The sequence below is a fragment of the Enterobacter sp. BIGb0383 genome, assembly GCF_003751845.1.
Classification (GTDB): domain Bacteria; phylum Pseudomonadota; class Gammaproteobacteria; order Enterobacterales; family Enterobacteriaceae; genus BIGb0383.
In genome coordinates this window covers 1-15,178 of sequence record NZ_RJKQ01000006.1, presented here as the reverse complement: position 1 = coordinate 15,178, position 15,178 = coordinate 1, and the positions used below count along the sequence as shown (strand labels likewise).

13 protein-coding genes and 1 pseudogene are annotated in these 15,178 nt (G+C 54.5%); 3 read left to right on the top strand and 11 right to left on the bottom strand.

What is annotated here, in order from left to right; all coding sequences use genetic code 11:
• Nucleotides 1-114 precede the first annotated feature (114 nt).
• Nucleotides 115-1,341: a peptidase T gene (pepT, locus tag EDF81_RS21705; RefSeq protein WP_123350249.1), complete on the top strand. Its 1,227-nt coding sequence runs from the start codon at nt 115-117 to the stop codon at nt 1,339-1,341.
• A 40-nt stretch (nt 1,342-1,381) separates the two neighbouring features.
• Here pepT and EDF81_RS21700 read toward each other — a convergent pair whose 3' ends face one another.
• From EDF81_RS21700 to EDF81_RS21650, 11 genes and pseudogenes are all read right to left on the bottom strand, one after another.
• A complete protein-coding gene (locus tag EDF81_RS21700) occupies nt 1,382-2,503 on the bottom strand; it encodes a cupin domain-containing protein (RefSeq protein WP_123350248.1) in 1,122 nt (373 codons plus the stop codon).
• Between the two features lie 55 nt (nt 2,504-2,558).
• Nucleotides 2,559-4,037, bottom strand: coding sequence for a two-component system sensor histidine kinase PhoQ (phoQ, locus tag EDF81_RS21695; RefSeq protein WP_123350247.1), 1,479 nt, complete (start codon nt 4,035-4,037; stop codon nt 2,559-2,561).
• Nucleotides 4,034-4,708 carry a two-component system response regulator PhoP gene (phoP, locus tag EDF81_RS21690; protein WP_123350246.1) on the bottom strand — a complete coding sequence of 225 codons (675 nt, stop codon included), beginning with the start codon at nt 4,706-4,708 and terminating at the stop codon, nt 4,034-4,036. The genes phoQ and phoP overlap by 4 nt, the downstream gene beginning before the upstream one ends.
• 121 nt (nt 4,709-4,829) lie before the next feature.
• Nucleotides 4,830-6,200 carry an adenylosuccinate lyase gene (gene purB / locus EDF81_RS21685; RefSeq protein ID WP_123350245.1) on the bottom strand — a complete coding sequence of 457 codons (1,371 nt, stop codon included), beginning with the start codon at nt 6,198-6,200 and terminating at the stop codon, nt 4,830-4,832.
• Nucleotides 6,201-6,203: 3 nt separating this feature from the next.
• Nucleotides 6,204-6,847 (bottom strand): annotated as a pseudogene (hflD, locus tag EDF81_RS21680) (high frequency lysogenization protein HflD).
• 59 nt (nt 6,848-6,906) lie between these two features.
• Complete coding sequence (mnmA, locus tag EDF81_RS21675) at nt 6,907-8,013, bottom strand: tRNA 2-thiouridine(34) synthase MnmA (protein WP_123350243.1); 1,107 nt, start codon at nt 8,011-8,013, stop codon at nt 6,907-6,909.
• A gap of 55 nt (nt 8,014-8,068) precedes the next feature.
• The gene (locus EDF81_RS21670; RefSeq protein WP_123350242.1) at nt 8,069-8,527 is read right to left on the bottom strand and encodes an NUDIX hydrolase; all 459 of its coding nucleotides are present in this window, start codon (nt 8,525-8,527) and stop codon (nt 8,069-8,071) included.
• A gap of 20 nt (nt 8,528-8,547) precedes the next feature.
• Complete coding sequence (gene rluE, locus EDF81_RS21665) at nt 8,548-9,186, bottom strand: 23S rRNA pseudouridine(2457) synthase RluE (RefSeq protein ID WP_123350241.1); 639 nt, start codon at nt 9,184-9,186, stop codon at nt 8,548-8,550.
• Nucleotides 9,187-9,235: 49 nt separating this feature from the next.
• Nucleotides 9,236-10,108: a hypothetical protein gene (locus EDF81_RS21660; RefSeq protein WP_123350240.1), complete on the bottom strand. Its 873-nt coding sequence runs from the start codon at nt 10,106-10,108 to the stop codon at nt 9,236-9,238.
• Nucleotides 10,109-10,257: 149 nt separating this feature from the next.
• Nucleotides 10,258-10,689 (bottom strand): hypothetical protein, encoded by a 432-nt coding sequence (locus EDF81_RS21655; protein ID WP_123350239.1) that lies wholly within the window; start codon nt 10,687-10,689, stop codon nt 10,258-10,260.
• Between the two features lie 102 nt (nt 10,690-10,791).
• Entirely contained in the window at nt 10,792-12,351 is a 1,560-nt protein-coding gene (locus EDF81_RS21650) for a hypothetical protein (protein ID WP_123350238.1), read from the bottom strand.
• A 460-nt stretch (nt 12,352-12,811) separates the two neighbouring features.
• Here EDF81_RS21650 and icd point away from each other — a divergent pair, with 460 nt between their 5' ends.
• A complete protein-coding gene (gene icd, locus EDF81_RS21645) occupies nt 12,812-14,062 on the top strand; it encodes an NADP-dependent isocitrate dehydrogenase (RefSeq protein ID WP_123350237.1) in 1,251 nt (416 codons plus the stop codon).
• A gap of 613 nt (nt 14,063-14,675) precedes the next feature.
• Nucleotides 14,676-15,173, top strand: a complete 498-nt coding sequence (gene tssB / locus EDF81_RS21640) for a type VI secretion system contractile sheath small subunit (protein WP_123350236.1) — start codon at nt 14,676-14,678, stop codon at nt 15,171-15,173.
• Nucleotides 15,174-15,178 lie beyond the last annotated feature (5 nt).

Below are 15,178 nucleotides of genomic sequence, written 5' to 3'. Positions count from 1 at the left end.
ACAATGAAGGCAACAAGGGAGAAATATTCTCATTTGCCGGAGGAAAAGTGACCTGACGCAATACTTATGTTTTCGTGCTTATTAATAATGTTGCGACGAAAAGTGGGGGTGACTATGGATAAATTACTTGAGCGTTTTTTACAGTACGTGTCTCTGGATACACAATCTAAAGCTGGCGTGCGCCAGGTACCCAGCACGGAAGGACAGTGGAAGCTGTTACGGTTGCTCAAACTGCAGCTCGAAGAGATGGGGCTGGTCAATGTAACCCTGAGCGACAAAGGCACCGTGATGGCCACGCTGCCGTCGAATGTGCCACACGCTGTTCCGGTGATTGGCTTTATCTCCCACGTTGATACCGCGCCCGATTTCAGCGGCAAAAACGTGAAGCCGCAGATTGTCGAAAACTATCGCGGCGGCGACATTGCGCTGGGAATGGGGGATGAAATTCTCTCCCCGGTGATGTTCCCGGTTCTGCACCAGCTGCTCGGGCAGACCCTGATCACTACCGACGGCAAAACCCTGCTGGGCGCAGATGACAAAGCGGGCGTGGCGGAGATCATGACCGCGCTGGCGGTAATGAAACACAAAAAAATCCCGCACGGCGATATTCGCGTGGCCTTCACGCCGGATGAAGAAGTGGGCAAAGGCGCGAAGCATTTTGACGTGACGGCCTTTGACGCGCAGTGGGCCTATACAGTTGACGGCGGCGGCGTGGGTGAGCTGGAGTTTGAAAACTTTAACGCCGCGTCCGTGACCATCAAAATCGTCGGCAATAACGTCCACCCGGGCACGGCCAAAGGGGTGATGGTTAACGCCCTGTCGCTGGCCGCCCGTATTCACGCCGAGGTGCCGGCAGACGAAAGCCCGGAAAATACCGAAGGCTACGAGGGTTTTTACCATCTGGCCAGCATGAAGGGCAGCGTCGATCGCGCTGAAATGCACTACATCATCCGTGATTTTGAGCGAAAATCCTTTGAAGCCCGCAAGCGCAAGATTATGGAGATCGCCAAAAAGGTCGGTAAAGGGCTGCACCCGGATTGCTACATCGAACTGATCTTCGAGGACAGCTACTACAATATGCGCGAGAAAGTGGCGGCGTTTCCGCACATTGTCGAGATTGCCGAGCAGGCGATGCGCGACTGCGATATTGAACCGGATATGAAGCCTATTCGCGGCGGGACCGATGGGGCTCAGCTTTCGTTTATGGGACTGCCCTGTCCTAACCTGTTTACCGGCGGCTATAACTACCACGGCAAGCACGAGTTTGTGACGCTGGAGGGGATGGAAAAAGCGGTGCAGGTGATTGTACGTATCGCCGAGCTGACCGCGAAGCCGGTCTGAAAATCATGCCCGGCGCGTTCTGTGCGCCGGGCAGGTTTATTTAATCCTCAAAGAACCAGTAGCCGCTGTTGACCAGCGCCGCCAGCATGGCGAGGAACGACGGATCTTCCAGCGCATCGCCGAATTTCTCCGCATCCAGCACCATATGACCGGCCAGAGCGATTAGCGCCGGACGATGCGGGGTATCGATCTTCTCACCGTTAGCAAAGACATCGTCACCGATCCGCAGCACGCGCAGGCCGCCGAGGCGCACCAGCTTATCGCCCTGCTGCAGCGCGTCATAGATTTCATCGGGCTGGTAAGGCGGCTCCGGCGGAGAGACGTCCAGCTCGTGGCGCGACTGGGAGATAAACTCGCCAAACCACTGCTGGAAGTGCTCAGGCTGGTCGATCAGGTCCAGCATCATCTTGCGTACGGCATCGACTTCCTGGGGCAGAATATCCGCTGCCAGCTCGCGGGAGGGGACGTCCGGATCGCTGTAACGGTAGCTGCCCAGCTCGCGCTGCAATACGTAGTCGGCGAAACCGCTGATCAGCTCCCGGCCATTGGGCGCCCGGAAACCGACGGAGTAGTTCAGGGAGTTTTCCAGAGAGTAGCCTTCGTGCGGGAATCCCGGCGGAATGTAGAGAATATCGCCCGGCTCCAGCTCTTCATCAATAATCGCCTCAAACGGGTCGACCTGGAGCAGATCCGGGTGAGGGCAGTGCTGCTTCATCGGGATTTTTTCGCCGACGCGCCAGCGGCGACGGCCGGTTCCCTGAATGATAAAGACATCGTACTGATCGAGGTGCGGACCTACGCCGCCGCCCGGCACCGAGAAGGAGATCATCAGGTCATCCATCCGCCAGTCCGGCAGCGCCCGGAACGGACGCATCAGCGCGGCGGCAGGCTCGTGCCAGTGATCGACGGCCTGTACCAGCAGCGACCAGTTGCTTTCGCCAAGGTGATCGTAGCTTTCAAAGGGGCCGTGCCCGACCTGCCATTTGCCGTCGAGATGGCTGACCAGACGGCTGTCCACTTCCTCTTCCATCGCCAGCCCGGCCAGTTCATCCGGGGTGATAGGGTCGACAAAATTGGCGATGCCGCGTTTCAGCACTACCGGGCGTTTTTGCCAGTAGCGTTCGAGAAAGTCGGGCCAGTTGAGCGTTAAATGATAATCCATGTTTTTTTGTCCGCAGGCAGGAATCTGACACGGATTATAACGTGCCCACGCGGAATTATCGCGTGAGCTTTGCGTTCTCTTTGCTGCCGGGGTGCTGACGGCCAAAAACGGCTTCCATTTGCGCCCCGCCGAGTGGGCTGTCGGCGGTGAGGATTTTCCCTTCATACTGCTCGACAATTTCGCGGGCGACCGACAGCCCAACCCCCTGGCCCGGGCGCAATGTATCAATGCGCTGTCCGCGGTCGAAGACCAGATCGCGCTTGCTGTGCGGGATACCGGGACCATCGTCCTCGACGATAACGTGCAGCGCGTCGTCGCTCAGGCGGGCGGTCACCTCAACGAACTCAAGGCAGTACTTACAGGCGTTATCGAGGATATTGCCCATCACCTCCATAAAGTCATTCTGCTCGCCGACAAAGCTAATTTCCGGGGAGATATCCAGCGTGATATTGACGCCTTTACGCTGATAAACCTTGTTTAACGCGGAGATCAGACTGTCGAGCAGCGGCGCAACCGGATGCAGCTCACGGCTGGTGAGACCGCCGCTGCCGCGCATGCTGGCGCGATGCAGGTAGTAGCCGATTTGCTGGGAGATACGGCTGATCTGCTCCAGCATCACCGGCTCCGCCTCTGCGACGCTCAGCGTATTGCCGCGCAGGGAGCGCAGGGTGCTCTGCAGTACCGCCAGAGGTGTTTTCAGGCTATGGGTTAAATCGGTGAGGGTGGTGCGGTACTTCTGATAGCGGTCGCGCTCGCTTTTCAGCAGGCGGTTAAGGTTACGCACCAGGCTGGTGAGTTCACGGGTGGTTGCCGGGTTGAGCAGCTCGCGATTGTGCTCTTCGAGTTCACGCACCTCTTTTGCCAGCGCTTCGATAGGGCGCAGGCTCCACCAGGCCGCGAGCCACAGCAGGGGCAGCACCAGCAACAGATTGGCGGCAAGCACGTAGACGAACCAGTTCCAGACCATATATGAGCGTTTTAGCTCAATCGGGATGGTATCAATCACCACAATCGTTAGCTGCGGCATCTGCGACGTGGCTGGATAAACGTTAATCGCCACGGAGTGCGTCATTTCCGCATCCGCGTCATATTCGCGAATAGCCTGCAGGGACTCCTGCGACTGGGCATCGCTGCGCAACAGGATACTGGTATCGCCCGCATCGGCCTCAATTTCATGGAAGCCGTTGGTTTTCAGCCACTCAGGGCGAATACGCTTGACCAGCCAGGGCACATCGCGCTGCGCCCACAGCAGCTGGCCGCGATCGTTGTAGATCAGCGCCATGCTCGGGCTTTGCTGGTTAAGATTCTCCGGCAGCTCGACGTAAAGACGGTTGTCCTGCCATTTTGCCAGAGTATAAAAAAGATTACTTTCGCCGCGCAGCAGGCGGAAGGTGGTTTTGTCGAAGCTGACGCTGTAACCCACCAGCGCCACCATGCCGTAGGCCAGGGACAGCACCAGAACCACCGCAGCGGTTGCCAGCAGGAAGCGAACCCGCAGTGACAGAGGGAAAAAATGGCGCAGCAGTTTATTCATCCGCGGAGTTCGAAGAGATAGCCCTGACCGCGTACGGTACTGATCACTTCCTGCGGATACTGCGCCTGAATTTTCTTGCGCAGACGGCCCATCAGGACGTCAATCGTATGGCTTTCGCGCAGCTCGGCATCCGGATAAAGCTGGAGCATCAGGGAATCCTTGCTGACGACTTTGCCGCTGTTGCGGATCAGGGTTTCCATAATGGTGTATTCAAAGGCGGTCAGCTTGATCGCCTCTTCATTGATGGAGAGTTCGCGGCGAGATAAATCCACCAGGAAAGGGGGAATAGAGATAACCTGCGATGCCAGACCGCTGTTACGGCGCAGCAAGGCCTGCATACGAGCAACCACTTCTTCAATATGGAAGGGTTTGGTGACGTAATCATCGGCCCCGGCGCTCAGCACCTCAACCTTATCCTGCCAGCCTTCGCGGGCCGTCAGCACCAGAACGGGCAGGGAGACGTCGTGGCTACGCCAGCGGCGGATCAGTGACAGGCCATCTTCGTCCGGGAGCCCCAGATCGACAATGGCAATATCGGGAACATGTTCGCCCAGATAATAGTCGGCTTCTTTGGCGTCTTCGGCCGCGTCAACCTGATGACCCTGTTCCTGCAATTGCACCTTCAGATGATGGCGCAGTAGAGCATTGTCTTCCACCACGAGTACGCGCATGTCTGTTCTCCCCTAACAATGATTGCTGAATAGTTTAATGCCAATTATGGGATCGCAGTGATAAACATTTATTAAATGGGGAGAAAAGACCCCTTTCCGGGCGGAAAGGGGCGGGAAAAGCTTACTTCAGTTCATCCACCATGGTGATGGCCCGGCCGATATAGTTCGCCGGGGTCATCGCTTTCAGGCGTGTTTTTTCCTCTTCCGGCAGCGCAAGACCGTCGATAAACTGCTTCATACCTTCCGCGTCGACGCGCTTGCCGCGGGTCAGCTCTTTCAGTTTTTCATACGGCTTTTCAATGCCGTAGCGACGCATTACCGTCTGAATCGGCTCTGCCAGCACTTCCCAGTTGTGGTCCAGTTCATCAAGCAGATGCTGACGGTTCACTTCCAGTTTACTGACGCCTTTAAGCGTGGACTGGTAGGCAATCAGAGCGTAGCCGACGCCGACGCCGAGGTTACGCAGCACGGTGGAGTCGGTCAGGTCACGCTGCCAGCGGGAAACCGGGAGTTTGCTGGCCAGATGCTGGAACATCGCATTCGCCAGGCCCAGGTTGCCCTCTGAGTTTTCGAAGTCAATCGGGTTCACTTTATGCGGCATGGTGGAAGAGCCGATCTCACCGGCAACGGTCTTCTGCTTAAAGTGGTTGAGGGCAATATAGCCCCACACATCGCGGTCAAAGTCGATCAGGATGGTGTTAAAGCGCGCCATGCAGTCGAACAGCTCGGCAATGTAGTCGTGCGGCTCGATCTGGGTGGTGTACGGGTTCCACTGAATGCCCAGAGAGGTCACAAACTCTTCGCTGAACTGGTGCCAGTCGACTTCCGGGTAGGCGACGATATGGGCGTTGTAGTTACCTACCGCGCCGTTGATTTTGCCCAGGATCTCGACCTGGTTCAGCTGGCGGTACTGGCGCTCCATACGGTAAGCCACGTTGGCCATCTCTTTCCCGATCGTGGACGGCGTAGCCGGCTGGCCGTGGGTGCGCGACAGCAGCGGGATATCACGATACTGAACCGCCAGATCTTTTACCGAATCAATAAGCTTACGCCAGTAAGGCAGGATCACCTCGTCACGAGCCGTTTTCAGCATCAGGGCGTGGGAGAGGTTGTTAATATCTTCTGAGGTGCAGGCAAAGTGGATAAATTCCGATACCGCATGTAGCTCAGGAATCGCTGCGACTTTCTCTTTCAGGAAATATTCGACTGCTTTAACGTCGTGATTAGTCGTGCGCTCAATGGTTTTAATGCGCGCAGCGTCTTCTTCGTTAAAGTCAGCGACGATTTTATCGAGGTAACCGTTTGCGTCGTCAGCAAAAGCAGGAACTTCCTTGATCGCTGCCTGCGCGGCCAGTTTTTGCAGCCAGCGGACTTCCACCTGGACACGGAATTTCAGCAAACCGTATTCGCTGAAAATCCCGCGCAGCGCGCTGACTTTATCGCCGTAGCGTCCATCGACAGGGGAAACGGCGGTCAGTGAGGATAATTCCATAGGTCAAGACTCCGGGGTTAACAATGAGCAAGAATATTTTTAGCCTGCGTTGACAGGCGATTACGAGAAAACATGAGCTGCAGACGGCCACCGCCGACCTGTTGCCAGAGTACCGCTGCGCGGATACCGGCCAGCAGGGTGGCGCGCACCTTCGCCTGGACCTGCGAGCTTTGCAACACCGCTGGCGAGCCGGTCACCTGAATACGCGGGCCGAGCGGGCTTATCACATCGACATAGATACCGGCCATGGCGCTCAGCAGCGTTTCGGACTGCAAATCAAAGTGTTCAAGCTGGCGATGAAGACCTGCAATGCTGTTGCCCAGCGCATCCATCGCGCCTTTTGTCGAGGCGAGCTTGCGCTCCAGCACCATCAGACTCAGGGTGTAGCGGGTGAGTTCCGCATTCAGCCCCTCACGGCTGCTGGCGTTGATGACGCCCAGCAATGTTTCCAGACCGAGGCGAAGGTTCGCTTCACTGCCGCCGAACACGGCGAGAGTTGAATCCGGGCTCTGGTCGATGACGCTATTCAGTGAAACATGCAGAGCATCGCTATCGCAGTGGCCTTCATGCGCCAGCTGCTGCACCAGACGGGCTGACTGGCAGATACCGGCCAGCGCCAGGGTGATGTCATAGTAATTCTTCGCCACACAAACTCCTTGTCGTCCCGCTGCGGCGACAGCCTTACGCCGCAGGGGATTGCTGTATATTAAACCGGCAGCGGTAAACGCTGCTCGATAATGCCGCCGCCCAGGCACACATCGCCGCTGTAAAACACGGCGGACTGGCCGGGCGTGACCGCGGCGACCGGCTCGTCAAAGCGAACCTCAATGCGTTCATCATCCAGTACGGTGACGGTGCAGGGAATATCGGCCTGACGGTAGCGGGTTTTCACCGTGCAGCGTAGTTCCCCCTGCAGCGGCTCGCGATCCACCCAGTGCAGCTGCTGGGCAATCAGGCCCACCGACATCAGGCGCGGGTGTTCATGACCCTGAGCCACCACCAGAATGTTGTTCTCGACGTCTTTATCGACCACGTACCACGGATCTTCGCCGCCGTCTTTGATCCCGCCGATCCCCAGCCCTTTACGCTGGCCGAGGGTATGATACATCAGACCCTGATGTTCACCGACTTCATCGCCGTCGACGCTGATAATTTTACCCGGCTGAGCCGGCAGATAGCGGCCAAGGAATTCGCGGAATTTACGCTCGCCGATAAAGCAGATACCGGTAGAGTCTTTCTTCTTCGCGGTGATCAGATCCAGCTCTTCGGCGATTTTACGCACCTCCGGCTTTTCCAGCTCGCCGACCGGGAACAGGCTCTGGGCAATCTGCTCATGGCCGAGCGTATAGAGGAAGTAGCTCTGATCCTTGTTGCCGTCGAGGCCGCGCAGCAGGCGGCTTTTGCCGTCGACATCCGCCCGGCGGACATAGTGACCGGTGGCGATATAGTCGGCGCCGAGATCTTCTGCGGCAAACTCAAGGAAGGCTTTAAATTTGATCTCTTTGTTACACAGAATATCCGGGTTCGGCGTGCGTCCGGCTTTATATTCAGCCAGGAAATGCTCGAAAACGTTATCCCAGTATTCGGCGGCAAAGTTGACGGTGTGCAGCTCAATGCCCAGCTTATCGCACACCGCCTGCGCATCGGCGAGATCCGCTGCGGCGGTGCAGTATTCCTCGCCGTCGTCCTCTTCCCAGTTCTTCATGAACAGGCCTACCACCTTATAGCCCTGTTGCTGCAACAGGTAAGCGGAAACGGAGGAATCGACACCGCCGGACATGCCGACGATCACTTTTTTTGGGCTTGCAGACATAGAATACTCACAACATGGGACATCAAAGCGGCGTATTCTACCACGCACGTCGCGCTCAGGCATCCCCTGTAAACGGCCAGCTAAACTCGCCGATCAGCGCCAGCGGATAGCGGGTGCTCTGCTGATAACAGCGAATACTCTCGGCCACCAGCGCAGATCGCAGATGTGGGGCGGTCAGGATCTCGTCGGCGGTGACCCACAGGCAGCGGTCAATATCGCTGTCGTGCGGCTCTGTAGCGCACATTTCGTCAAGATCGAGGGTGAACAAAAAGCGCAGGAACGGCGTATTGTCAGGAGCGATCCACTGGTGCACGCGCAGAAAATGCTGAGGCAGGGCGCGGATCCCGGTCTCTTCCCACAGTTCGCGGCTTGCCGCCTGGACCAGCGTCTCATCGGCTTCAAGGTGCCCGGCGGGCTGATTCCACAGCGCTTTGCCCTTGATGGTCTCTTCAACGACCAGAAACTTGCCCTGCGCCTGCACCACGCAGGCTACCGTCACATGGGGTTTAAACATATCGCTCTCCTGTTAAGCCGTTAGCGGTCAATTTCACGCCACTCCCCGTTGGCCAGCCCGTCAAGGCTGTAGCCGCCCATTGCGTAGCGGATCAGCCGCAGGGTCGGGAAACCAATGTGCGCGGTCATCCGTCGTAGCTGACGGTTGCGCCCTTCATACAGTGTGACTTTTAGCCAGGCGGTAGGGATCGCCTTACGTTCGCGAACCGGCGGCGTGCGCGGCCATAGCCAGGCGGGCTCATCCACCCGTTCTACCTCGGCGGGCAGGGTAGGGCCGTCTTTCAGCGGCAAACTGAGACGAAATGCCGCCAGCGCTTCTTCTGTCGGTTCACCTTCGACCTGTACATAATAGATCTTGCCCGTACGCTTCCCCGGCTGGGTCAACTGCGCCTGCAGCTTGCCGTCGTTGGTCAGCACCAGCAGCCCTTCGCTGTCGCGATCGAGACGACCCGCAGCATAAACCCCGGCCACCGGGATAAAATCCTTCAGCGTGCTGCGGCCGGACTCATCGGTAAACTGCGGCAGTACATCATAGGGTTTATTGAACAGAATCACCCGCGAAGGCCCGGATTGCTGAGGCGCACTGCTGATTCGTTTGCTGTTGAATCGCGCCGATGGCGGTTTTCTGAAAGAGGTACCGGTACCTTTAGGGGATTTCATGACAAAAGCTTCTCGTATCGCAGTGGGCGCAGATCAAATTGCTGAGCGTTTAAACAGGCAGTTTATATTCAAACTTAGAGACTTCAAGATCACCAGCCTGCTCAATGGCGTCGGAAAGCGCGGGATAATACTTATCGAGACCGTAAGCCTCTACCGCTTTCAGCTGCTCACGTATCGGAGCACAGAACAGTTCGGCATTACCCGCTGCGACGCGTTTGTTGTTCGGCGGCAGAACGCCCGTAATCGCCCTGAACCAGGTTCGCACTGCCGCTTTATAGGTGGCGGGGACTTTTGAAATATCCTCATGCCCGGTCAGGATATGCAGCGTCGGGAATTCGTCATGATTTGCCGCTTCTTTGAGCCGGGCAAAGAAGGTTGTGAACATCTCCAGCGACTTCATATCAGCGATTTTGGGTGCGGTAGATTTACCGTGCTTGTTGCCCGTCGTCCCTTTTATCGGACTGGCGGCAGTCGCGGATAACGTCCTGGCATTTTTTAGCTGGAGATCAAAAAGAAGCCCGGCGTGGAGGCGACGATCTTCCACGTCAGGGAACATATCGAGGAAAGATTTAATAAAATCAACAATGGGGAGGTCGTACATTTCATTGTTGATTAACCAGCGTTCTCTCAGGAAGTCACCCAGATCCGGGAACCAGGGAGGAACAACGGTGGTTATCGGCTTCAGTTTGCCTTTCCCGTCGAATTCGACAAACTCCGCGCCATCGCCAAATGCAAAGCAACAATTTTTGAGCGTCACCAGCGGCTGCCCTGCCGCAAAATCAATCGTGCCTCTGATCCATTCGACGACAGACGGGGAAATTGAATAGGTGGTGTCCTTGTCATCACGTATGACATAGCTCAGGTCGGCGGGGGTTTCAACGCCGGGCCTGATCCCTTTAATCTCAAGAAAAATGTGTGCCATGTAAAAAGTCCTGTTATCTGTCTGTCGTACTTAGCGTACCACAGCAGAGTTAAACAAGTCATTAACATGAATTTTGATTGAGTTATGAACAAGGCGTACATCACACTTTTATCATTATAAGACAATAGTCAGCAATGGCATTGACTGGTTTATCTGAGTTCACCGATATAGACTTTATCTTTCATCAATCTGACTTTACCGCTGTTATAGATAATCACCAGGTATAACCCCTGCTGATAGACTGTTGCTTTTTCGGTGGTCTCTTCAATGACTGCAGGTTTACTGTCAACGTAAACCAGCCCGTCAGCATGTCTTTCAACGGTCACGCCAAACCCTTTCCAGGTCTTATGCGAACGCGCTGCGGCCTGCGCATGTTGTACCGGGTAGAGAGCCTGTGCATTCTCCATGGCCTGTTTCTCAGCAACGGCGTTAATCGACGCTTTGCGATTCTGTTCGGCAATGTAGCAGGCATCGCGAGAAACGCCCTGTGCCTGACAATCCGCCATACGCTGCGCGGAGGAAGTACAGCCACTAAACAGGATCACGGCAAGCAGCGAGAGTAAAAACTTATTTTTTTTCATTAGGGTGCTATCTCATTAATGGAATAACGTTGAGGCGCTGGCATCTTCGAACGGCACGGACTGACAGGGTGGGTATCTGTGCCCACCCTTTGTCACGCTCGATTAGAAATCGCCAGAAAAACCGACGGAAGCCATGTAGCCGCCATCCATTGAGGTCGATGCCTGAACGGTTGCCGCAGTATGCTGCGTGAATCCGTGAGACAGACCGCCAGCCAGCGCGGCGCCTTCACCGTTCGCGGTACCCACTGACAACGCGTAGGCATCATTTGAGTGGTAATGCAGACCCGTCATTGCCGCCGCATTGTTCAGGCCACGTTTCAGATCTTCGCGAGTCTCATCGATGCGTTTAGCATTGCGGTCAATGCGCTGACCGTCGGTGTCAATACGCTGGGCGTTCTGAGCGATGGTGGCTGAGTTATGGGAGACTACCTGATCCATGGTCTGGACGTGATCGCCCTGCGTCTGTTGCTCATCGATAACTGCACGGAGTGACGTTGTGTTATCGGAAACCTGTGCCTGGGTTGTGGTATCAGGTTCTGCTGGCGTTGCCACACGCTGGCTCGCCGTGCGATCGCGGTTAGCCTGTTCAAGCTGCATACCGACAACCGCGCTGTCGGTTTTCTGGAGCATATGCAGTGCGGCAGTGGCATTGGTGTTGGCATGGTTAGCGCTATGCTCAACGCCGTCAACGCGCTGGTCGACCGTGGTGACGTCATTCTGGACAACGGCAATGTCTTTTTGATTCTGAACGACGGCATTGTCCGTATTCTGGAGCATATGCAGGGCAGCGTTGGCATTTGCGTTGGCGTGGTTAGCGGTATGCTCAACGCCGTCGACGCGCTGGTCAACCGTCATGACCTCTTTCTGAACAACGTCAACTTTGCCATTCACTTGCGCCGCATTTGACATCGCACTGTCAGCGGTATGCTGCGCAGCGGCAATATCTTTCTGATTCTGGGCGACAGTACTGTCAGTGGTCTGGATCATATGAAGGGCAGCACTGGCATTCGCGTTGGCATGTGCCACCGGGTCAAAGGTTACCGCTGGCGCAGGCGCCATGCGCGCTGTGGGAGCGGGGGTTGCTGCTACCGGATGGGCTGCACGGAGAAATTCCTGCGTTTTCTCTACGTTCCAGCCCTGTGGAACGACGGCCTGATGGCCTCGCGCTTCGGCAGAACCTATTACATCGCGGATCATCCCTTCATGATTCGTCTTATCAGCAATCCCCGCAACGACCATTCTGTCACGCGCATTCAGGTTATCGAACGCGTTGACTGCTTCATTATAAAGATCATGGCGATCGGTGTGATCTATTGCTGTCTGAGCCTTCACCAGAAATGCGTTCACATCAATATTGGATGCCTGAGCGGTACCCACGGAAGCCACACCCAGTAAGGCCAACATCATCGCTCTTCGTGCAGACTGTGCCATCACTGATATATTGAAGACTGACTGTGCTGCCTGATATAAGGGGAGTACGTGGGTCAGCGCGGCAATAAACGTTTTATGTTCGGTCATATCGTGGGTTACGCAATAGGCACCAGCGGTGAGTTCGACAATGCTGGTTACCGTTTTAGCGGATTCGGCGAGGGTGATTTTCCAGTAGCCAGGAATCACCTGTTGGGTATTTTTCTGCAGAGTACTGATAGTGATTTTAGACATGAGTTTGACTTCCATAAAAGAGTTTTGGTAGTGACTGGTGGATTGATTATGCCGCGCATCTTACTCTTTGGTTGATTGTCTTCAAGTCTTTTTAATCACTTATTTTAGTCATTATTGCAATCTTCTGAAAAGATAAGGTATTTAGTTTTTAAGTCATCCAATAGTCTTTCGGGGGATGTGATGAAGAGTGCAAGGGGTGCTGCAAAAGTCTTTATCACAAAAGCAACGCATTTTACGTTGATGTTCAGTAAGTTACATTGTTCACTTGAACGAATTCATAAATACCAGCATTGTTATAAAGTAAGTTTTACGCAGGGTATTTTCAGTGATGACCGATTGTCGCATTATGCCTGTACAACGAACGCCTTTCCTGGCGCTCCACAATCGGTTAGTATGAATCTGCTTATTACAAATCGTTAACAAAGTAAATTATAACCAGAAGCGCTCGAAGGAGAGGTGAATGGAAAGCAAAGTAGTTGTTCCGGCGGAAGGTAAAAAGATCACCCTACAAAACGGCAAGCTGAACGTTCCGAATAACCCGATCATTCCCTTCATTGAAGGTGATGGTATCGGCGTGGATGTAACGCCTGCGATGTTAAAAGTGGTCGATGCCGCTGTCGAGAAAGCCTATAAAGGTGAGCGTAAGATTTCCTGGATGGAGATTTATACCGGAGAGAAATCGACGCAGGTTTACGGCCAGGATGTCTGGCTGCCAACTGAAACCCTCGATCTTATTCGTGAATATCGTGTGGCCATTAAAGGCCCGCTGACCACCCCGGTCGGTGGCGGTATCCGCTCCCTGAACGTTGCTCTGCGTCAGGAACTGGATCTCTACATCTGTCTGCGCCCGGTGCGTTACTACCAGGGTACACCAAGCCCGGTAAAACACCCTGAACTGACCGATATGGTGATCTTCCGTGAAAACTCTGAAGACATCTACGCCGGTATCGAGTGGAAAGCCGACAGCGCCGAAGCGGAAAAAGTGATTAAATTCCTGCGCGACGAGATGGGCGTGAAGAAAATTCGCTTCCCGGAGCATTGCGGTATCGGCATCAAGCCGTGCTCGGAAGAGGGCACTAAACGCCTGGTGCGTGCGGCCATTGAGTATGCGATCACTAACGAACGCGACTCCGTGACGCTGGTCCACAAAGGCAACATCATGAAGTTCACCGAAGGTGCCTTCAAAGACTGGGGCTATGCCCTGGCGCGCGAAGAGTTCGGCGGTGAGCTGATTGACGGTGGTCCGTGGGTGAAAATCAAAAACCCGAACACAGGTAAAGATATCATCGTCAAAGACGTTATCGCCGACGCCTTCCTGCAGCAAATCCTGCTGCGCCCGGCGGAGTACGACGTTATCGCCTGTATGAACCTCAACGGCGACTATATCTCCGACGCCCTGGCCGCTCAGGTTGGCGGGATTGGTATCGCACCGGGCGCGAACATCGGTGACGAATGCGCGCTGTTCGAAGCGACTCACGGTACTGCGCCGAAGTATGCCGGCCAGGACAAAGTGAACCCGGGTTCGATTATCCTTTCTGCTGAGATGATGCTCCGCCATATGGAGTGGTTCGAAGCCGCAGACCTGATCGTTAAGGGCACCGAAGGCGCAATCGCTGCCAAAACCGTGACCTACGATTTTGAACGTCTGATGGAAGGCGCTAAGCTGCTGAAATGTTCAGAGTTTGGCGACGCGATTATCAAGAATATGTAATCAGCCCCGGCTGAGATGCACGTGCGGGAGCCGATGGCTCCCGCGATTTTTTCTTATCTGTCAGAGTGGTTAGCCTTTCCTCCCGGGCTCCAGAATGCTTTCCCATTATCCGTCTCAAGTCCCTTTTTCTTGCGCGCTCTGTCAGACAATTATGCTCTATTTTGACTACTTTCGGAATTAATAAGCCCTGTATTAAATATCCCTTTCGTTATATAAACTCGTAATCGATATTAATTATCCTTACCTGTTTTTCTTTCTCGATCCATTTTTAGTCGTTCTTCTAAGATAATTCCCTAAGATATTTCTTGTCAGGGCATGATCCATTTATTGTTCTGATTTAAATCAATGCTGCATCGTTTTCAAATAAAATCCTGACGTTATCATCGTGCGCGACAGATATTCCTGGTATTTGGCTTTTTATCAACCGAAAGAGAGGGTTTCTGGTCCTTTTTCCGGTCTTTTTTTGTCCTGTTGTAGTCATAAATTCTTAGGATTTTTCTAATTGCAGATCGAAGATCTCAATATTTGATCATTGTGAGCGTAATGTTCTATTATGCCACTGCACGGACCAGTAGCTGGCAAATGATTAAACAGCAATATATAAGAGGGAATTATGGGCGATAGCTTCCAGCAGGAAATACCAAAAGCACGTATTAACCTGAAACTCGATCTGCATACCGGTGGCGCACAGAAAAAAACGGAGCTCCCACTGAAATTACTGGTGACCGGTGATTTCAGCAACGGCAGGGAGACTGCGGCGGTCTCTGAACGTAACCGGATCAACATCAACAAAAATAACTTTAACAGCGTCCTCGCGGATTATTCTCCCGCCGTCAACCTGACCGTGGAAAACACCCTCGCCGGTGACGGCAGCGAGGAGAATGTCCGCCTGACCTTCCGCGATATGAATGACTTCACGCCGGAGCAGGTGGCGCGTCAGATCCCCCAGCTGAAAGCCATGCTTGCCATGCGCAATCTTCTCCGCGACCTGAAAGCCAACCTGCTTGATAACCAGGCCTTCCGCAAAGAGCTGGAGAAAATCCTGCTCGACCCGGCCCTGAGCCAGGAGTTGCGCACCGAGCTGACTGCCCTGGTGCCGCAACAGGCCTGACCGGT